At 40.3% G+C, this 19,660-nt stretch carries 17 protein-coding genes and 1 riboswitch; of the genes, 10 read left to right on the forward strand and 7 right to left on the reverse strand.

Features of this window, described 5'->3' with window-relative positions; translation table 11 throughout:
* Positions 1–156: 156 nt before the first annotated feature.
* The 3 genes from I6E85_RS06410 to I6E85_RS06420 all read right to left on the reverse strand — a co-directional run bounded on the left by I6E85_RS06410 (position 157) and on the right by I6E85_RS06420 (position 3,725).
* Entirely contained in the window at positions 157–1,218 is a 1,062-nt protein-coding gene (locus I6E85_RS06410) for an OmpA family protein (protein ID WP_024589544.1), read from the reverse strand.
* Between the two features lie 390 nt (positions 1,219–1,608).
* Positions 1,609–3,018: a YdiU family protein gene (locus tag I6E85_RS06415; protein ID WP_197236726.1), complete on the reverse strand. Its 1,410-nt coding sequence runs from the start codon at positions 3,016–3,018 to the stop codon at positions 1,609–1,611.
* Between the two features lie 11 nt (positions 3,019–3,029).
* Complete coding sequence (locus I6E85_RS06420; RefSeq protein ID WP_024589543.1) at positions 3,030–3,725, reverse strand: DNA-3-methyladenine glycosylase I; 696 nt, start codon at positions 3,723–3,725, stop codon at positions 3,030–3,032.
* Positions 3,726–3,917: 192 nt separating this feature from the next.
* Positions 3,918–4,117, forward strand: a riboswitch (Lysine riboswitch).
* Between the two features lie 190 nt (positions 4,118–4,307).
* Here I6E85_RS06420 and dapA point away from each other — a divergent pair.
* The 5 genes from dapA to I6E85_RS06445 all read left to right on the forward strand — a co-directional run bounded on the left by dapA (position 4,308) and on the right by I6E85_RS06445 (position 9,530).
* On the forward strand, positions 4,308–5,192 hold the full coding sequence (dapA, locus tag I6E85_RS06425; protein ID WP_024589542.1) for a 4-hydroxy-tetrahydrodipicolinate synthase: 885 nt from the start codon (positions 4,308–4,310) through the stop codon (positions 5,190–5,192).
* 15 nt (positions 5,193–5,207) lie between these two features.
* A complete protein-coding gene (locus I6E85_RS06430; protein WP_007376223.1) occupies positions 5,208–5,948 on the forward strand; it encodes a 2,3,4,5-tetrahydropyridine-2,6-dicarboxylate N-succinyltransferase in 741 nt (246 codons plus the stop codon).
* Positions 5,948–7,153, forward strand: a complete 1,206-nt coding sequence (locus tag I6E85_RS06435) for a PLP-dependent decarboxylase (protein ID WP_024589541.1) — start codon at positions 5,948–5,950, stop codon at positions 7,151–7,153. The genes I6E85_RS06430 and I6E85_RS06435 overlap by 1 nt, the downstream gene beginning before the upstream one ends.
* A gap of 5 nt (positions 7,154–7,158) precedes the next feature.
* Entirely contained in the window at positions 7,159–8,280 is a 1,122-nt protein-coding gene (locus I6E85_RS06440) for a succinylglutamate desuccinylase/aspartoacylase family protein (RefSeq protein WP_024589540.1), read from the forward strand.
* Between the two features lie 215 nt (positions 8,281–8,495).
* On the forward strand, positions 8,496–9,530 hold the full coding sequence (locus tag I6E85_RS06445) for a phospholipase A (RefSeq protein WP_002958796.1): 1,035 nt from the start codon (positions 8,496–8,498) through the stop codon (positions 9,528–9,530).
* A 72-nt stretch (positions 9,531–9,602) separates the two neighbouring features.
* Here I6E85_RS06445 and I6E85_RS06450 read toward each other — a convergent pair whose 3' ends face one another.
* Positions 9,603–10,496 carry a bifunctional GNAT family N-acetyltransferase/hotdog fold thioesterase gene (locus tag I6E85_RS06450; RefSeq protein WP_024589539.1) on the reverse strand — a complete coding sequence of 298 codons (894 nt, stop codon included), beginning with the start codon at positions 10,494–10,496 and terminating at the stop codon, positions 9,603–9,605.
* Positions 10,497–10,743: 247 nt separating this feature from the next.
* Between I6E85_RS06450 and I6E85_RS06455 the strand changes: the two genes are divergently transcribed.
* Positions 10,744–11,457 carry a spermidine synthase gene (locus I6E85_RS06455; RefSeq protein ID WP_024589538.1) on the forward strand — a complete coding sequence of 238 codons (714 nt, stop codon included), beginning with the start codon at positions 10,744–10,746 and terminating at the stop codon, positions 11,455–11,457.
* Here I6E85_RS06455 and dtd read toward each other — a convergent pair.
* Both dtd and I6E85_RS06465 read right to left on the reverse strand, forming a co-directional pair.
* Positions 11,446–11,883: a D-aminoacyl-tRNA deacylase gene (gene dtd / locus I6E85_RS06460; RefSeq protein WP_024589537.1), complete on the reverse strand. Its 438-nt coding sequence runs from the start codon at positions 11,881–11,883 to the stop codon at positions 11,446–11,448. The genes I6E85_RS06455 and dtd overlap by 12 nt on opposite strands.
* Positions 11,884–12,789 carry a virulence factor BrkB family protein gene (locus tag I6E85_RS06465; RefSeq protein WP_024589536.1) on the reverse strand — a complete coding sequence of 302 codons (906 nt, stop codon included), beginning with the start codon at positions 12,787–12,789 and terminating at the stop codon, positions 11,884–11,886. It abuts the gene before it with no gap.
* 87 nt (positions 12,790–12,876) lie between these two features.
* Here I6E85_RS06465 and I6E85_RS06470 point away from each other — a divergent pair, with 87 nt between their 5' ends.
* The 3 genes from I6E85_RS06470 (at position 12,877) to I6E85_RS06480 (ending at position 15,483) form a co-directional block, all read left to right on the forward strand.
* The gene (locus I6E85_RS06470; RefSeq protein ID WP_007582161.1) at positions 12,877–13,533 is read left to right on the forward strand and encodes a DUF2959 domain-containing protein; all 657 of its coding nucleotides are present in this window, start codon (positions 12,877–12,879) and stop codon (positions 13,531–13,533) included.
* 74 nt (positions 13,534–13,607) lie between these two features.
* Entirely contained in the window at positions 13,608–14,687 is a 1,080-nt protein-coding gene (locus tag I6E85_RS06475) for an MBL fold metallo-hydrolase (RefSeq protein WP_024589535.1), read from the forward strand.
* A gap of 67 nt (positions 14,688–14,754) precedes the next feature.
* Entirely contained in the window at positions 14,755–15,483 is a 729-nt protein-coding gene (locus tag I6E85_RS06480) for a CBM9 family sugar-binding protein (protein ID WP_024589534.1), read from the forward strand.
* Between the two features lie 369 nt (positions 15,484–15,852).
* Here I6E85_RS06480 and typA read toward each other — a convergent pair whose 3' ends face one another.
* Entirely contained in the window at positions 15,853–17,676 is a 1,824-nt protein-coding gene (gene typA / locus I6E85_RS06485) for a translational GTPase TypA (protein ID WP_024589533.1), read from the reverse strand.
* Positions 17,677–18,183: 507 nt separating this feature from the next.
* Between typA and glnA the strand changes: the two genes are divergently transcribed.
* Entirely contained in the window at positions 18,184–19,590 is a 1,407-nt protein-coding gene (gene glnA / locus I6E85_RS06490) for a glutamate--ammonia ligase (protein ID WP_024589532.1), read from the forward strand.
* The last annotated feature ends 70 nt before the right edge of the window (positions 19,591–19,660 follow it).

Raw genomic sequence — 19,660 nt, forward strand, 5'->3', positions numbered from 1 at the left:
ATTATACCGATTATAAATACTATGAATAGTGGTTGTAGTAAAAACTATTTTCATGAATACTTGTTAAGTAAGAATCATTACCATTAAACAATATTAATTTATTACAGCCATAAAAAAACCCAGCACTTGGCTGGGTTTTTATTACAAACTATTTAATTAACGTAAAACTTTAACGTTTTTGATAGTTTTGATATGCGCTTCTACACGACGGTTTTCTGCGTTTGCAGCTTTAGTGTTTGCATCATTTTTAAGACGCTCTTCACCTAAACCAACTGTAGTAATACGGTCTTTAGCAATGCCATCAGAAACTAATTGCTTAGCTACTGCATCAGCACGTTTTTTCGATAACCATTTGTTGTAAGTTGCTTTACCTACAGAAGAAGTGTGACCTTCTAAAAGTACTGTTGTATCTGGGTAATCTTTTAAGAATGCAGATACTTTTTCAATATCGTTTAAGTACTGAGTAGATACTGCTGAAGCATTGTTAGGGAAAGTCACTAATAAGCTTACAGTCACTTCTTTATCTTCATATAAAGTACAACCAGTGCCATCAACTGCATCAGTCATAGGTGTGTTAGCACACTTATCATCTGCATCAGAAATGTTGTCGTTGTCGCTATCTGTAGGAGCTACAGCTACTTCAATTACCTTAGGCTCTGGAGCTGGTTTAACTGGCTCTACAGGAGCTGAATTTTGGCCAAATAAGTAGTTAATACCAATTTTAGCGCCTACATCTGTGTAACCACGGTCAAGACCTTGGTATACAGCTGTTTCAGCATTTACAAATAAGCCATCTGTAATGAAATGTTGGTAACCAACACCTGCATTTAAGAATGTATTGTCATCTACTACGTCTATTTCTTTAATACCGAAAAGACCGTAGAAAGGACCGCCATTTAAATGGTAAAGAGCATCAATACCGTAACGCTCGCCATCAATACCGTTGCGGTTGCCAGCAACTTTATCAAAAGCATTAAAATCCATATCTGCATATTCAAGACGTGCGCTCCAGTAATCACTGAAACGGTAACCGGCTTCAACACCCCAGCCAGTTGATTCATTTACATCAAGACCAGCTTGAGCACGCATGTTTTTCCAAGATGCGTCATAATAGTCGCCAAATGCGCCAATGTAGAAACCTTCTTCTTTATCAGCAGCGAATGTAGATGCGCTAGTTGCAGCCAACGCGATTGCAATTGTAAGTGATTTTAATTTCATTGTTTTCTTCCCATTTGAACAATTTTAAATTGTAGCTAATCGATACTAGCTCAATCAGTTTTATATAGACTAACTGAGCCTTTGTTAATCAATACTTAACGAAAAATAAAGTTTATAACTTTTTTCTATGCCTCGTCACAACACACATCCACTTACTATAGGCGAAATTAAAACTTTATTGAAAAATAAATATAGTAGTTTGTTGTAAATTAGTACTTAGCAAGGAATGTAAGAGCAATTAAATTAAATGCACTTATAAATGCAAAGAAATATTGCTTGGCTTTAATTCGGCGCATAATACCACCAGAATTAACATTACCCTAGGTATATGCACATATTTGATTAAAAAATGGCTCTTTTTAATCATGTAGTTATACTCAAAGTTAAGTATTAAGTACCACAAAAAGTTTGGTAATCATTATCATTTATCGGTGCAGCCTGAAATTCTGATAATTTTTCACTGTCAGAATACGGGTTACTGGCTATTTTTATAAAGCGCTGTAGCAACTCACTAGACCCAGTAGCGTTATATTGTGCAATTATTTCTTCGATCACATGATTACGCGGTATAACACGAGGATTTGCCGCTCTCATTACTTCATAACTATTATCGTCAGTTAAACTTACCCACTTAGCTCTCCATTCAATTAATGACTCAGGTACGCTTTTTTCTCCTTTTAAGGATTCAGTAAGCGCATCAAAGGTATTGGTGTAATCGAGCTGATTATCTTTTAATAGCGTTAACAACTCTGCTATTAACTCGCCACTACTATCGCTAGATTCATTTAAACCCAGTTTTTGTGCCCACATAGCCGTAAACTCAGTATTAAACTGCTCAGCAAAACTATTAATAAATGGCGTCATTAATGAAACCGCTTGCTCGTCATCATCGCTAATAAGCGGTATTAAACTCTCAGCTAAGCGTGCGCAGTTCCAGTTAGCTATATTAGGTTGATTACCAAATGCATACCGACCTTGTTTGTCGATAGAGCTAAATACAGTATCAAAATCAAAGCTATTCATCATGGCACACGGGCCGTAATCAATGGTTTCTCCGCTTACTAGCGTATTATCGGTATTCATTACTCCGTGAATAAAGCCAACACGCATCCAGCTCACAACTAGCTTAACTTGGTTTTTAATCACAGCGCCTAAAAATGCTAAATAGCGCTGCGATCCTGTATCCGTTATTTCTGGGTAGTGTCGCTCTATAGCTAAATCGGCTAAATTTTTAAGTCCTTCAACATCGCCTTGCGTCGCTAAATATTGAAACGAGCCAACACGAATATGGCTCGTTGCTAAACGAGTCACTATGGCGCCTGCTTGTGGCGGATTACGATAAACCGTTTCACCACTACCAACAACCGCTAAGCAGCGTGTGGTTTTAATGCCTAGTGCATGCATTGCCTCGCTCATTACGTATTCACGAATAGCAGGACCAAGAGCACAACGCCCATCTCCCCCTCTTGAGTAAGGAGTAGCACCAGAGCCTTTTAATTGAATATCCCACAACTGGTTTTTATCATCATTAATAGCGCCCAGTAAATGCGCTCGCCCATCGCCTAAACGTGGTGAAAAATGTCCAAATTGGTGCCCAGAGTAACCAAGTGCTACTGCAGGAATCGCCTGTTTTTCGTTACCGCTAAAAGTGCTAGCACGCAAATCAGCTGCAACGTTAATATTAAACTCTTTTGCTAAGCTCTCGTTCCACAGTAATAACTGAGGAAAGGCAACACTTGCAGGGAAATCTTCTATCGCAAAGTTTTCCGTAATGTCTGTGTATCTTGGCACTAATTTCATGGTAATTCCTATTATTGCTGACTTATACCAACACGGTTGTCACCAACGCCATAAGCAACAATTAAACTTAACTCTTGCATACTTAAGCCGCTTTGCTTTTGCATTTCATTAAAAAAAGCTTGGGCAGCACTCAGTGATTTTTTAGTTTGTAAGCCGCCGTCTATAATTTTATGAGCACGTAAGTAATTCTCTACATCGCGTGATAGTAAAAAAGTATCTTTACCAAGTGCTCGTAGCGCATAAGGTCCTGTATTTCCGCCTAAACGCGAACCATGTTTTTTTAAATACGCCCATAAACCAATAATATCGTCTGCTGGCCAATTAGCGACAAACTGGCTAAAACTGCCATGTTCCCCTGCTATTTCGTGGATCATGTAAGCATTTTCGGTAATTGTTTTTACTTTTTTATAGTTACGAACGATTCGCTCATCCGTTGCTTTTTGTTCCAGCATATCAGGTGGCATCATTAATAACTTATCAACGCTAAAATCCCAAAAAACCTCTCTAAAGCCTGGCCACTTATTATTAATGACTGACCAATAAAAGCCGCTTTGAAATACTTTTCGAGTAAATTCCTCAAGCCAATCGTCGTCACTTAACGTGCTTAGTTGTTTTTTAGATAGCGGTTTTGCAAGTAATAACTTAAGCATTTTTTCGGAGCCTTTTCGCTCTACCGCTCGCTTATAAATATCGCTAAATTTTTCCATACTAATTAAATACCTCACTACTTATATTGCTAGTGTACGAGAAAAGCACCCAATACGTAACCACTCCCATTATGGATGAATGAATATGCATTTAGTCGCTTGACACCTAGACGGCTAAAATGCTTTAATCGCCGTAATTACCCTATTTAAATTGCACAGGTTTGTAAGTTTTTACTCTACAAACAGGTGTAAAGGGCTAGAAGAGGTGCGTTATTCAGGTAGCGTATGTTAGGAGCGCAAACTCCAGTGAGCATACGTGAGGGGAATTAACGCCGAGAAGTAACCACTTTTGCGAGGTGTTTATTTCGGGCGACTAGGTTGAACCCTAGCGACTGTCACCAATAGCTGCTTATAAAAGCAGCTTATTAGTTTGGTGGAGAGCTTCTGGTCTTAAATATTAAGGCCGTGCGCCCTATTATTTTAAGCCCATTCGCTCTTCGAATTATTAGTTCGAACGACGTTAATGCGGCTCCTTCCATAAAGCTTTTTAACTCTTCGAATAATACCAATTGCATTAAATTAGTTATCGCTAAAATGATCACGTTTTTAATAAAGTTGGTACAAATTATAAGTTCGTGAGAGATGATCAACAACTTCAATTTAAACGACTACTCATTGTGGACCGCGCTCGTAACGCCATTTGATCAACACGGCGATGTTGACTACAACACGTTAACTAAACTGGTTAGCAATCAAGAAGCAGCGCATAACGGTATTTTACTACTTGGCAGCACGGGCGAAGGTTTAGCACTAACGCTAAAAGAGCAACAAGCCATTGTTGAACACGTATGCCAGCTAAAACCAGCAGTACCACTCATGGTTGCTGTGGGCGGTAGTAACTTAAAGCAACAAATTGAGTGGGTTAACTACTGTAATACACTCCCAATTCATAGCTTTTTACTTGGCTCACCGCTTTATGCAAAGCCTGGCGCTATAGGTCAAACTCATTGGTTTGAAAGCCTACTTAATGCAAGTGTTCACCCGTGTATGCTTTATAACGTACCGGGTCGAAGTGCTGTTAGCATTCCAACGGCAACAATTCAAAACTTACAAAATAATAAAAATTTATGGGCGTTAAAAGAAGCGAGCGGCAGCATTGCTCAGTTTGAAGCTTATCGCCAAGCTGCACCTAATTTAGCTATTTTTAGTGGCGACGATGCGCTAATGCCTTATTTTGCTCAAGCTGGCGCAAAAGGTTTGGTGTCGGTAGCTGCAAATGCATGGCCCGCACAAACTCACGAGTTTGTTAAACGCAGCTTAAGTGGTCAACACCCTAATTTATTTGCCCAGTGGTCAAGCGCTATTAATAGCCTATTTGCTGTTGCAAACCCTATTCCCGTAAAGGTATTGATGCATTTGCAAGGTCGCTTAAGCAGCCCGCAACTTCGTCCACCTTTAACACACCTTGAGTTAACTCAAACCGATTGCATCACAACTGCAAACAACACCATTTTATCTTGGCATTAAATACAGGTTTTTATAATGAGCTGGTTAGAACTATTAAATAATTTAGAATCGGGCGCAGTACGCGCAGCATCACAAAACGAAAGCGGCCAATGGCAAGCTAATGTAGAAGTAAAACAAGGCATTTTGGATGCCTTCAAAAATGGCACTAATACTGAGTTTGCAGGTGGTTTTGTTGATAAACATAACTTAGCTCCGCAAGAATTTAGTACTGACGATGGCGTTCGTATGGTACCAGGTGGCTCTAGTGTTCGCCGTGGTGCTTATGTGGCTAAAGGCACGATTATTATGCCACCAGCGTATGTAAACATCGGTGCATATATCGACGAAGGCACAATGGTAGATAGCCACGCATTAGTTGGCTCGTGTGCACAAGTAGGTAAAAACGTACATTTAAGTGCTGCAGTTCAGCTTGGTGGTGTACTTGAGCCAATCGGTGCAAGCCCAGTAGTTGTAGAAGACGACGCCTTTATTGGCGCTGGCTGTATTATTGTTGAAGGCGTAGTTATTAAAAAAGGTGCAGTACTTGCCCCAGGCGTGCGTTTATCAGCAACTATTCCGGTATACGACTGCGTAAACGAGCGCCAACTAGATAAAGGCGAGCCAATCCCAGAATACGCGATTGTAATACCAGGCTCTCGCCCTGCGTCAAACGAGTGGGCGCGCGAGCAAGGCCTAAGCATGTCGTGTGCGTTAATTGTTAAATACCGCGACGAAAAAAGTGATGCATCGTTATTGCTTGAAGAGGTTTTACGATAATGAGCTTTTTGAGCACGCCTATCAAAACCGCTGTAAATACGATTACACAACAACTTGATACACCTTTTTTTGTTTACGACCTAGATCAACTAAACGCGCATCTTGCACGTTTAGTTGCGCAAACCGATGTAAAACTGTGGTACGCGGTAAAAGCAAATCCACTGTCTAAAATTATTCAAAGCTTAGACAGCGCTGGCTTTAATTTTGACGTAGCAAGTAAAGGTGAGCTTGAGCAAGTGCTAGCACAAGGTATTAGCTCACAGCGCGTGCTCAACACAGGGCCTGCAAAAAGCCCTAAACAAATTAAACACTTTATTGAGCGCGGAGTACGTATATTCGTAGCCGAAAGCCTCAATCAAGTACGTTGGTTAAACCAACAAGCGCAGCTGCAAAATACGCAGTTACAAGTATTACTGCGAGTGCAATTACGCTGGCCTGAGGGTGAAAAAAACCCACTGGGCGGCGACAGCCTTACGCCGTTTGGTTTGGGTTGTGATGAGTGGCAAGCACTCAATGTAACCGACTACCCTGCACTTAAGTTTGACGGCTTACATATTTTTCAGTGGGGAAACATGCTTAGCACACAAAAGCTAAGCGAATTGTGGTCACAAATGATTGCACCACTTAGTCAACTTGCCGGCGATTTAAATATTAGCCTTAAAATTCTCGATTTAGGTGGCGGTTTAGGTATTCCTTATACACAAAATGAAGCAACACTTGATTGGGATGACTTAATTGCTGCGCTCGCTAAAATTAAAAATGATGCGGGTGTAGAAGAGCTATGGATGGAACTTGGCCGCTATGCCGTTGGCGAATGCGGTCATTACGCAAACCCAGTAATAGAGCGCAAACAAAACTATAATCAACAGCAAGTCATTTTAAGCGGCGGTATAAATCACTTATTACGCCCTGCTGTTACCAGCCAAGACTTTCCTGCTGCATTACTGCGTGAATCCAGTGCTAAAACTCAAGCGGTCACTTTATACGGCCCACTTTGTACAGCGCTTGATTGCTTGGGTGAACATAACCTGCCAAGCGATTTAAATGAGCGCGACTGGCTAGTGTTTAGCCAATGCGGTGCTTACGGCTTTACCGAAAGTATGCCGTATTTTTTATGCCACGAGCTCGCCGCTGAGTACACATTGCAAAACGGTGAACTTACCTGTGTTCGCCAAGCCGAAAATGCCAGCCACTACTTAAGGTAATAAGCATGAGTAATACAACACACATCAGCCAAGAGAACATTGTAGTAGGGGAAGTTGCAAACGGCTTACCGCTTACAATTCCGGTGTATCGTTTAAAAGGCGATGGCACAGGGCCTAGTGTTTATGTTCAGGCCAATATGCATGGCGCTGAAGTGCAAGGTAACGCAGTTATTTTTCAGCTACTTGAGCAATTAAAACACCTAAACCTTAATGGCGATATTACATTAGTACCTTATGCTAACCCAATTGGTTGTAATCAAAAATCTGGCGAGTTTACCCTTGGCAGGTTCGATCCGATTACGGGCACTAATTGGAATCGCATGTATCACTACAATAAAAATTTAGTGGCACAGTTTGCACAAAATCATACTCAGTATGATGACGCCACATTAAAAAGTAACTTCAAACAGGCGCTTATTGAAGAAGTAGACAACAAACTTAACGGCCCTGCTTATTTACTTAATACGGGTAAACGCATTGCGCTTAACCTACAAAAGCTTGCTCATCAAGCTGATATAGTACTCGATTTACACACAGGTCCTATTTCAAGCAAACATTTGTACTGCCCAACCTATGCAACCGACAGCGCACGTTACTTTAATATTGAACATGTACTGCTTATTCCTAGTGATTTTGACGGTGCAATGGATGAAGCTAACTTTTGCCCATGGTGGCATTTAAGTGATGCACTTAGTGGGCAAGGTCGCGAATTATCAATACCTGTAGAAGCATTTACTGTAGAGCTAGGCAGCCAAGAAAAAATAGACTTAAAAGAAGCACTAAACGATGCTAACAGCATTTTAAGTTACTTAAATCACAAAGGCGTACTGCAAAACGCGCCGCATACGCCAGCTAATATCACTCGCTATGCATGTAATTTAAATGACTACTTTGCTTATTACGCCCCTATTGGCGGCATGGTTGAATACATAGCCCCGCTTGGCGGACACATTAAAGCCGGTGAGCCTATTGCCAATATTTTGCGAATGGAGCGCTACTTAAGCGAGCAACCACTGCAAACACTTACTCTCGATTGCGATGCAATTGCCATTTTGCACTTTGCCTCAGCGAGTGTTAACCAAGGCACCGAGCTTTATAAGTTTTTTACTAACGTATTTGAGCTTTAGCTCACCCTTCTCATTGCGTGAGAGCGCATTAACCAAAATAGTTAATGTGCATTAAAAAAGCGGCTTAGGCCGCTTTTTTTCTGATCTATATTTACTTTGTATACGTAGTGAACTTGTTATAAATACAAATTCAGTAAAAGTTCACCGTTACATATGTAAAAAGACGTTATAATTAAATTAACGCATACAACAACCCAAACTCACAAGGAATTACAATGAGCTGGCGCCACTGGATCACACTTTCTGCCTTAATAAGTACAGCTACCTTCGCACAAGAAGAAGTTGCTACAAATGAGCAAGACAACGACATCGAACTTGTAAAGCAGTGTATTTTAAATGAGGTAATTGGCGGAGATGGTAAACAAACATTAGACGATCTTCGTAAAAAGTGTTCAGCTCTTGAAGAAAACAAACAACTTACCGCGCTTGATAAACGCCAAGCTCGTGAAGAAGTTGGTAAAAAAAATAGAAATGTAATTACTCCACATAAGCGTAACTATATTTTACCTCTTTCGTACGTATCACACCCAAACGATCGCCCATTTGATGGCTTTGATGCACTAACCGACGATAACGACGGTGAACCGCTCGACAACTTAGAAGCAAAATACCAGCTATCGATAAAAGTGCCTCTTTACGATGATTTTTCGGATAAAGACCAAGCCATATTTTTTGGCTTTACACTGCAATCATATTGGCAGATTTATAACTCAGAAATTTCTTCTCCATTTCGTGAAACCAACTACGAACCAGAGATATTTTGGATAAATTACCTCGACCCAGAAAACGTATTATGGGGCGACGAAATGGCAATCGCATTAGGTATTTCGCATCAATCAAATGGTCGAAGCCAACCAAACTCACGTTCGTGGAACCGTATTTATGCAGACTTTATCTGGGAAAACAGAGGCTTTGTTTTTAGCTTTAAACCTTGGTACCGAATAGCTGAGGACGAAAAAGAAGATATTTTAGAAGCCAATGGCGACGACAACCCAGACATATATAAATACATGGGTTACTTTGAGTTTAGCGGCGCGTATCGTTTTCATGACCATGAATTTAGCTTTATGACACGTAACAACTTAAATTCAGATAATCGTGGTGCAATTCAACTCGACTGGTCGTTTCCTTTATGGGGCCGCGTTCGTGGTTATGCACAATACTTTAACGGTTATGGCGAAAGCTTAATTGATTACAATGCGGATGTAGAACGTATTGGTGTAGGTATATTATTAACCGATCTGCTGTAATACTTCCCTAAGTTTTACGCACAAAAAAGCCAAGCATCGCTTGGCTTTTTTGTGTTTTGAACAGCTAAACAGTTATTTTTTTACTACAAACTGCCCTTCAAATTCTGCAACCACGTTATCACCATCGTAAATAGTTACAGGCACTACGTAACTTGCTTTACCATCGGTTTCTAAATCGCTTAACTTGCCCTTACAGGTTTGTATATCAACACAACCACGTGGGTCGGTAGTAAGCGGCTTTAAGTACTTAATGTTAGCATCGGCTAATACAATATTACCCTCAAGCCCAGCTTCTTTAAGTGCTAAGTACGTAGCGCCCCAACCTGTTAGCGTGGCCAAGCTATAAATAGAGCCTGCAAACATGGTGTTATGTAGGTTTAAGTTAGCGTCTAGGTCGGCGCTGGTTGTAAATTGCCAATCGGTATAGCTTTCTACCTTAATACCCATCGCGTCACTAATTGGAATAGACTCACGCCACGTATTTTGTAGTACTTGCGTCCAATTTGGATGACGGAACCAGCCTGGCTCACACGGTTTTTGCTTTACCATTTTAAAGTGTTGTACATCGCCATACGCTAAGTGCGCTTTTTCTTTTAATTCGTAACCGTGGCGTTTATAAAACTCAAGCGCACGTTCGCGTGCAAACAAAACCAGTTCATCGGCATTTTGTGTCCATGCTATTTTTTCAAGCTCATGAAGCAAACGACTACCAATATGCTGATTACGGTTCCCCTCTGCAACTGCCATGTAGCGCACTTGTGCTTGCTCATGACTGTTAAAGTGCAAACGTGCTACACCTAGCACTTCGCCTTCTTTATTTTTTATAAAGCGGTGCTCAGAGTCTTGTTCCATATCGTCTTGTTCAGAGCCTCGAGGCTCGCCCCAAGGCGCGCGTAATACCTGCCAACGCAATTGGTAATACGCTTGCCAATCTTCGCTACTTTGTGGGGTGCTTACCTGAAACATACATACTCCTGTTGTTATATAAGCCGTAAATAAAAGTCAAAAGAAGGCTACGGCGCTATACTAATAGTATTGGTTATCTACCAAGCTAAAAAAATAAAATAATTAAATTGATTGGCATTATTATGGCAAATACCATACTCCATCTTAAAAAAACTGCAAATACGACTTTGGTGATGGCTGTAAAATAACGTAAAAAAATAATGGCAAAGGCCATTGCGCTTTAACGTTGCTAGTTTATGCTGAGGATATGACTGAAAAAATCAATTATATAAATTCACTGACGGGTTTGCTGAGCGATCAATTTATTGAAAATAGCCACAGCATTGGTCAGTTAATCTATTGGCATAAATGCAGTGGCGATCACATTCAAGTACGTGAGCACGAGCAGTTACGCTGGTTACTTATTAACGACACTCTTCAATCTGTTATTGATTCAAATAGCCCGGATTCATTACTTTTTCCACACTTATTGTACCTAGATAAGCACTGGCAGACTCTTAAGCCGCCACAAAAAGTGTTAGAACTCGGCCTTGGCGGCGGTGCAATTCGTAATTATTTACAACACAAATACCCTAAAGCACAAATAACATCGGTTGAAAAAAACGCCGATATTATTGATTGCTATACCCAGTTTTTTTCGTCAAATAAAAATGAGCAACTGCTGTGCGCCGATGCGCAACAGGTTTTAAAAAGTGTGCAAAATATTGATTGGATTATTTTAGATTTGTTTAGCCAGATAGATGCGCCTCGATTTTTATTTGAAGAGGCATTTTATAAAAAAATCTACTCAGCTTTAAATAACGACGGCGTGCTATTTATTAACTTTTTATCGCAGCATGAGTCGCAATTAAAACAACTTCAGCAGCTATTACTCGATGTATTTGGTTGTAACGTCAGCCCGCAAAAAATTACGGGCTATGTAAATCATATTGTCGTGGTAACCAAAAACTTAAACAGATAAGTTAAACGTAACGGGCCCATCGTTACACAAGCTTACTTGCATATCGGCACCAAACTCACCTGTGGCTATTGTAAGCCCCAACTCTTTAGCTTGAGCTACAAAGTATTCGTAAAGCTCGTTAGCTTGGCTTGGCGTTGCCGCAGATGAAAAACTAGGGCGCATACCCTTTTTAGTATCAGCCGCTAGCGTAAATTGCGAAACAACAAGTAACTCACCTTTAATATCTTTAAGGCTTAAGTTCATTTTGTCGTTTTCGTCAGTAAAAATACGATAATTACTTACCTTGTGTAAAAGCTTATCGGCCGTTTGTTTGTCATCGTGTTTTTCAACGCCCAGCAACAATAATATACCTTGGCTAATTTCACCTACTACTTGGTTGTTAATTTCTACTTTGGCATGCTTTACACGTTGTATTAAACCTTGCATTTAAACTGTGTCCTTTATTGCTGGTTCATCATCTTCTAGTTCAAGCTCTGGTGTTTCTGGTACATCATTTGGACTAATACACGCAGTAAATTCAGCGCCAAGCAAAACAACTACCCACGACAAATACACCCATACAAACAAAATAGGAATGGTTGCTACTGCGCCGTAAATAACTTCGTATGACGGAAAATGGCTAATATAAAGTGCAAACCCTTTTTTAGTCAGCTCAAATAAAAGTGCCGCAAAAAAAGCGCCAGGTATTGCCGCCCTAAACGACACCCGCGTATTAGGCACTAAGGTGTAGAGCATAATAAAGCCCACCATCGAAATTCCATACGGCAATAACTTTAACAAAAACCCGCTAAACCCAGGAATCCCCTGATCAGCAAAAGACACCAAAGATACAATATAAGAGGTAACACCAATACTGGCACCGAGCAACATAGGCCCTAAGCTCAAAACCATCCAGTACACAGCAAATGAGATCATCATTGGGCGCTTTTTCTTTATGCGCCAAATTCGGTTCAATGTGGCATCTACATTACGTATTAACAGCAAGGCTATTGCAGCTAAAAAGCCAATACCTACTGCCGTCATTTGATTAGCGTTACCGGCAAAGGAGCTAATATGCTCTCTAATAACATCGGTAGAGGTAGGTACAAAATTAGTAAACAAAAAGCTCTCAATTTCCATGCGAGTAGATTCAAAGCCCGGAAAAGCTGAAAATATAGCAACACCCACCGCAATTAATGGCACTAAAGAAAGAAGGGTTACGTAAGCAAGGTAACCTGCATTAACCGTTATTTGATCGTCTATACACCGATTAAAATACTGCATCCACCAACCAGGTTGCTGGCGTATAAAGGACTTAACTTGCTGTTTGTAATGTGAGAGCTTATCATTCATACAATTGACTTGTGCTTATATAGTTTTGATTATAATAACAATCAGCGCCATAATTTACAGCACTAACGCTCGTAAACAGGAATTCAAATGAAAAAACAAACATTACTCAGTGTTTCAATGCTTGTAGTAACACTTACTTTAACTGGCTGCCAATCAGCTTATTATTCTGCGATGGAAAAAGTGGGTGTTCACAAACGCGATATTCTTATTGACCGCGTAGAAGAAACCAAAGACTCGCAGCAAGAGTCACAAGAAGAATTTAAATCGGCACTAGAGCGCTTAACTACTCTAATCGATTTTAATGGTGGCGAACTACAAGACACTTACAATCAACTAAACGATGATTACGAGTCGAGCTTAAATGCCGCTAACGAAGTATCAACTAACATCAATAAAGTAGAAGACGTGGCAGAAGCGCTATTTGATGAGTGGGCCGATGAGTTAGAGCAGTACAAAAGTGCATCACTTAAGCGTGAAAGCAGCAAAAAGCTAACTGCGACTAAGCGTCAATTTGATCAGCTATTACGCTCAATGCGCAGCGCAGAGAGTAAAATGGAGCCAGTATTAACCTCGCTTCATGATAACGTTTTATACCTAAAGCATAACTTAAATGCACAAGCGGTATCGGCTATTAAAGGTGAATTCACTAACCTTAAGCGCGATATTCAATTGTTGATGAACGACATGAACAAATCGATTGCCGATTCAAACAAATTTATTGAACAAATGAATAGCGCTGGCTAATCATTTGTTACTTTAACAAGCCTGCTTAATTGCAGGCTTTTTTATGTTAAAGGGAATGCTAAAAGGGATTTACAATGAAACGCTTTTTAATCGCAACAATGCTCTTATGTATATTAACGGCCTGCGGTGCACCTAATAATATTAATCGTATTACCAGCTCTGACTCAGTTGTTGTTATTAATGATAAGAGCGGTCGTTATAAAAATTTATACACAGGTGAAAAAACATATCCCACTACCTGTACTGAAAACTGCTACCCAGCCCACCCAGACTTACTATGCAAAACCGGCAGCGAAAACTGCCAGTACCAAGGCCAGCAAACTAAACCACAGCTTAGCACCGGCTATACCGTACGCTGGCTTGGTCACGCTAGTTTTGTAATTAACACCCCAAATGGTCAAAGTGTGCTGTTTGATCCAGTAAAAAATCAGTTTGATTCTCCAGTTGCACTTGGCTTTAAACTCGGCGGTGGTATTTATCGTAAAGCAGGCGCTTGGCCTAGTGAACAAGAACTGGAAAATATTGATGCTGTAATGTATTCGCATATTCATTACGATCACTTTAATAAAGCCGACATACAAAGCATTGGCAATAAACCTCGCTATTTAACACCACTCGGTATGGCCGACAACTTCCCCACCGGCGGTTTTAATATTAGCGAAATGCCGTGGTACTCAACAACCAACATTGACGACTTAGTTATTAATGCCGTGCCAGCTCATCATTTTAGCGCTCGCGTATTGGTGCCCTTTATTTACGAAGATAATAATAAAGACGCGTGGAATGGCTGGCTGCTTGAACAAAACGGCAGTACCTTATTTTTTGCAGGCGATACGGGCTACTCAAAACACTTTAAAGATATACAGCAAAAATATGGCGATATAGATGTGTGCTTAATACCAATCGCATCTTACTACAGTAAAGAAAGTGGCAAATTTTACCGCTACGTTCACACTACACCAGAGGATGCGCTCAACGCAGCACAAGAACTTAACTGCAAAGTAATGATACCGTGGGGATACGGTAACTCAAGTTGGAAAATGGGCGACCATACTAGCCACTCTGCCTTGCTGCGCTTATTGCATATGTACAATAAAATGGATTCAAAAGTACCGCTGTATATTTTAAACGAAGGCGAAAGTATTTCACTATAACTATTTACTTAGCTGTTTTAAGATTGTTATTACATTAAGACAAATCCACAATAAAATTGAGAAATTAATGAAAAAATTAGCACTCGCCTTAAGCTTTTTATTAAGCACGCCTGCAATGGCCATTGATGTTGAACATACATCAACTCCAATTACTATTGATGGCCTATCAGAAAGTGCGTGGGATAAAGCCGCTTGGCACGATATGCCTTATTTAATGGATGGCACACTGCCATCAAACGATGCCGACTTTAAAGGGCGTTATCGCTTACTGTGGGATCAAAACTATTTATACCTACAAGCCGATATTGTGGATGACGTTTTAATAGATACACACGCCGATCCAACGTATAAATATTGGGATGACGATGCGCTTGAAGTATTTATTGATAGCGATGCATCAGGCGGAAATCATCAATTTAATCACACCGCTTTGGCATACCATATTGGCCTTGATAACCAAGCCGCCGATTACGGACCTGATAAAAAAGCCCATTTGTATACCGACCACCTAGTCAGTAACTGGAAGCGCAACACCACTGCGCCTTTTAACATTACCTGGGAAGTAGCAATAAAGCTCTACCCTAATGATTATAAAGAAGGTGCTAAAAACACCCCAATTACACTTAGCGAAAAACAAGTAATTGGCTTTATGTTAGCGTATTGCGATAACGATGGCAGTGACGTGCGCGAGCACTTTATGGGCTCACACGAAGTACAGCCAGTAAATGGCGACAGAAACCGTGGATTTATAGATGCCGACGTATTTGGCAAAATCACCCTACTCCCTAAAAAGTAAGTAACTACCAATAAAATAATTGAACACGTATGTTGGGTTGAGCGAAGCGAAACCCAACGCAAAAAAATCCCACCAACAAACACTGATACTTTGCATTATGGCTGTTTCAGCTCTCTCTTTCTCTTCTCATTCCCTTCTCCTTGTGCAAAAGATCTTTAAGTAAATTATTCACAAAGAGGTTAAGAGGCGCTGCGCTTTTAGAGGTAAATATATTATGGAAATTTCATCACAAAACAGTAGCTATGTAATTTTGAGCTAAATACTGTCAGCTGACGACTTATAGCCTACAGCTCTTGTTTTCAAAACACAAAAAAGCCGCTGTATTTTTCAATACAGCGGCTTTTAAAATCATAATTCTAAATTAATAGATTATGCTTTAGGTCCACGACCTGCACGTTTACGTTCGTTTTCTGTAAGGTAACGCTTACGAATACGAATGTTTAGTGGAGTTACTTCAACTAGCTCGTCATCATCGATGAACTCAAGCGCTTGCTCAAGTGAGTAGTTAAGGTGTGGAGAAAGCGTTTGCGCTTCATCAGTACCAGATGCACGTACGTTAGTTAACTGCTTGCCTTTAAGGGCGTTAACTGTAAGGTCGTTATCACGGTTATGAATACCGATAACCATACCTTCGTATACTTCAACACCGTGACCGATGAATAAACGGCCGCGTTCTTGTAAGTTGAATAATGCGTTAGTAAGTGCTTTACCAGTTGCATTTGCAATCATTACGCCGTTCTTACGAACACCGATGTCGCCACCTTTGTGAGGACCGTAATGATCGAACGTATGGTACATAAGACCAGAACCCGAAGTAAGCGTCATGAAATCAGTTTGGAAACCAATTAAACCACGGCTAGGGATCATGAAATCTAAACGCATACGGCCTTTGCCATCTGGAGTCATGTTAGTAAGCTCACCTTTACGTAGGCCAACTTGTTCCATAACAGAACCCTGATGCTCGTCTTGACAGTCAATAGTAACTGTTTCAAACGGTTCTTCTAGAACGCCATCTACAGTACGTAAGATAACTTCCGGACGAGAAACTGAAAGCTCGTAACCTTCACGACGCATGTTCTCGATTAAGATACCTAGGTGTAATTCACCACGACCAGAAACACGGAAGCTATCTGGGCTACCAGTATCTTCAACGCGAAGTGCTACGTTGTGTACTAATTCTTTGTCTAAACGTTCACGGATATTACGTGACGTTACAAACTTACCTTCTTTACCACAGAAAGGTGAGTTATTTACAGAGAATGTCATTGTTACAGTTGGCTCATCAACACTTAGTGGTGGTAATGCTTCAACGTTTCCTGGGAAACAAACTGTATCAGAAATCTTAAGCTCACCAATACCTGTTACAGTTACGATGTTACCAGCGTAAGCTCTATCAGTTTCGATACGTTCAAGACCTAGGTAGCTTTGTACTGCGCCAATTTTACCATTACGTGTAGTGCCATCAGCACTGATAATAGTAACTTGTTGGTTAGGAGCAACAGAACCACGTTTAATACGACCAATACCAACTACACCAACATAAGAGTTGTAATCTAGTTGAGAAATTTGCATTTGGAAGTCACCTTCAGGATCTGCATCCGGTGGTGATACTTCGTCAACGATCATCTTGAACATAGGTTCCATGTTGTCTGATGGCTCGTCTAAATCTAGTGTTGCCCAGCCGTTGATAGCTGAAGCGTAGATTACTTTAAAATCTAACTGTTCGTCAGTTGCGCCAAGGTTGTCAAATAAATCAAAGATTTGATCCATAACCCAATCAGGACGTGAACCTGGCTTATCAATTTTATTGATAACTACGATTGGCTTTAAGCCTTGCGCGAATGCCTTTTGCGTAACGAAACGCGTTTGTGGCATTGGACCTTCTTGAGCATCAACAAGTAATAATACTGAGTCAGCCATCGAAAGTACGCGTTCAACTTCACCACCGAAATCGGCGTGTCCCGGAGTATCTACGATATTGATATGGTAGTCGTTCCAAGAGATGGCTGTGTTTTTAGCCAAAATGGTAATACCACGTTCTTTCTCAATGTCGTTTGAGTCCATCACGCGCTCTTCGTTACCGCCGCGTGTTTCTAATGTACCTGATTGCTCAAGTAGTTTGTCAACCAGAGTTGTTTTACCGTGGTCAACGTGCGCGATAATCGCTATATTTCTTAACTTTTCGATGCTCATATATTTACTCAGAGAAATTAAATTCTCAATGATCCTGCAAGATCTACGCACTCATCCACGCTTTCGCGAGATGTCCCAGCATAGGATTTAAAAGGGCGCATATTATCCCTCATTAATGACATGGATGAAAGTTTATCCAATACATATTTTAAAACTTTCTCAATACTTTTACTAAGTATCTGTTTTATATATGACAATTATATGAATTAAATTTCAATATTTTTTTGAAAAACAGTCTTTTTGACTATTTTTCCGATCTTTTTGTTACTCTTTTGCATTTAGGTTATGCTAATTTCAGCTGATTAAATTAACAACAAATTACGCTCTGTAAATTTTGCACTAAAATGGAATATTTACGCACCAATATGGTGCGTTTGTATATTCCATTTTGATGCAATGATATTTTTTTAATTTATAAACAGCCAGTTACAATAATGGCACAAAATCAGCTTAGTAAATACCAAAGCAATTATGCAGCAATAACAAAACCCAATAGTTGGAGGACACATGTCACAATCGGTTTTAGATTTTATTAAAGAAAATGACGTCAAGTTCATTGATTTACGCTTTACTGACACTAAGGGTAAAGAACAACATGTATCGATCCCTCATCACCAAGTTGATGAAGATTTTTTCGAAGACGGTAAAATGTTCGACGGTTCTTCAATTGCAGGCTGGAAAGGCATAAACGAATCAGACATGGTATTAATGCCAGTTCCTGAGTCAATCAAACTAGACCCTTTCACTGAAGAAGCGACATTAATTTTACGTTGTGACGTAGTAGAGCCTTCTACACTACAAGGCTATGAGCGCGACCCGCGTTCTGTTGCTAAGCGCGCTGAAGATTACATGAAATCTACAGGCATTGCAGACACTGTTTTATTTGGCCCTGAGCCAGAATTTTTCGTATTTGACGATGTTAAATACAAATCAGATATGTCTGGATCTATGTACAAAATTGATTCTAAGCAAGCTGCTTGGAACTCAGATAAAGAATATGCAGATGGCAACACTGGTCATCGTCCAGGTGTTAAAGGCGGTTACTTCCCAGTTGCTCCAGTTGATGACTTCCAAGATTGGCGTTCAGCTACGTGTCTAGTTCTAGAAGAAATGGGCCAAGTAGTAGAAGCACATCACCACGAAGTAGCAACAGCAGGTCAAAACGAAATCGCTACTCGCTTTAATACAATGGTATTAAAAGCGGATGAAATTCAAGAAATGAAATATGTTATCCATAACATGGCTCACTTATACGGTAAAACAGCAACGTTTATGCCTAAGCCAGTTGTTGGTGATAACGGTTCTGGTATGCATTGTCACCAGTCACTTGCTAAAGATGGTGTAAACCTTTTTGCTGGTGATAAGTACGGCGGTCTTTCTGAAGATGCACTTTACTACATTGGCGGCATCATCAAGCATGCTAAAGCAATTAACGCTTTTGCAAATGCGTCTACTAACTCGTACAAACGTTTAGTACCAGGTTTTGAAGCACCAGTTATGCTTGCATACTCTGCACGTAACCGTTCTGCATCAATCCGTATCCCAGTGGTTCCATCTGAAAAAGGTCGTCGTATTGAAGTACGCTTCCCGGATCCAACTGCTAACCCATACCTTGCTTTCTCAGCAATGCTTATGGCTGGCCTTGATGGTATCAAAAACAAGATCCATCCTGGCGATGCTATGGATAAAGATTTATACGACTTACCAGCTGAAGAAGCAGCAGAAATTCCAACTGTTGCAGCATCACTTGACGAAGCACTATCTGCACTTAGCGCAGACCGTGAATTCTTAACTCAAGGTGGCGTATTCACTGATGACTTAATCGATGCTTACATCGAACTTAAGTCTAAAGAAGTTGAAAAGCTTAACATGACAACTCATCCAGTTGAGTTTGAAATGTACTACAGCTGTTAATTAAGCTGTAAAAAATATGTGTGTTCTCAAGCCCGCTTTGCGGGCTTTTTTAATGGTAAAATTAGTCAAT

This window comes from Pseudoalteromonas sp. NZS71 (assembly GCF_015864715.1).
In the GTDB taxonomy this organism is placed as follows: Bacteria; Pseudomonadota; Gammaproteobacteria; order Enterobacterales; family Alteromonadaceae; genus Pseudoalteromonas; species Pseudoalteromonas arctica.

Excerpts from the sequence above, each read along its gene's own strand:
- glnA (WP_024589532.1), top strand. The coding sequence starts at position 18,184 with ATGTCACAATCGGTTTTAGATTTTATTAAAGAAAATGACGTCAAGTTC.
- I6E85_RS06440 (WP_024589540.1), top strand. The coding sequence starts at position 7,159 with ATGAGTAATACAACACACATCAGCCAAGAGAACATTGTAGTAGGGGAA.
- dapA (WP_024589542.1), top strand. The coding sequence starts at position 4,308 with ATGATCAACAACTTCAATTTAAACGACTACTCATTGTGGACCGCGCTC.
- I6E85_RS06420 (WP_024589543.1), bottom strand. The coding sequence starts at position 3,725 with ATGGAAAAATTTAGCGATATTTATAAGCGAGCGGTAGAGCGAAAAGGC.
- typA (WP_024589533.1), bottom strand. The coding sequence starts at position 17,676 with ATGAGCATCGAAAAGTTAAGAAATATAGCGATTATCGCGCACGTTGAC.
- I6E85_RS06430 (WP_007376223.1), top strand. The coding sequence starts at position 5,208 with ATGAGCTGGTTAGAACTATTAAATAATTTAGAATCGGGCGCAGTACGC.
- I6E85_RS06410 (WP_024589544.1), bottom strand. The coding sequence starts at position 1,218 with ATGAAATTAAAATCACTTACAATTGCAATCGCGTTGGCTGCAACTAGC.
- I6E85_RS06445 (WP_002958796.1), top strand. The coding sequence starts at position 8,496 with ATGAGCTGGCGCCACTGGATCACACTTTCTGCCTTAATAAGTACAGCT.
- I6E85_RS06450 (WP_024589539.1), bottom strand. The coding sequence starts at position 10,496 with ATGTTTCAGGTAAGCACCCCACAAAGTAGCGAAGATTGGCAAGCGTAT.
- I6E85_RS06470 (WP_007582161.1), top strand. The coding sequence starts at position 12,877 with ATGAAAAAACAAACATTACTCAGTGTTTCAATGCTTGTAGTAACACTT.
- I6E85_RS06455 (WP_024589538.1), top strand. The coding sequence starts at position 10,744 with ATGACTGAAAAAATCAATTATATAAATTCACTGACGGGTTTGCTGAGC.
- I6E85_RS06475 (WP_024589535.1), top strand. The coding sequence starts at position 13,608 with ATGAAACGCTTTTTAATCGCAACAATGCTCTTATGTATATTAACGGCC.
- dtd (WP_024589537.1), bottom strand. The coding sequence starts at position 11,883 with ATGCAAGGTTTAATACAACGTGTAAAGCATGCCAAAGTAGAAATTAAC.
- I6E85_RS06435 (WP_024589541.1), top strand. The coding sequence starts at position 5,948 with ATGAGCTTTTTGAGCACGCCTATCAAAACCGCTGTAAATACGATTACA.
- I6E85_RS06415 (WP_197236726.1), bottom strand. The coding sequence starts at position 3,018 with ATGAAATTAGTGCCAAGATACACAGACATTACGGAAAACTTTGCGATA.
- I6E85_RS06465 (WP_024589536.1), bottom strand. The coding sequence starts at position 12,789 with ATGAATGATAAGCTCTCACATTACAAACAGCAAGTTAAGTCCTTTATA.
- I6E85_RS06480 (WP_024589534.1), top strand. The coding sequence starts at position 14,755 with ATGAAAAAATTAGCACTCGCCTTAAGCTTTTTATTAAGCACGCCTGCA.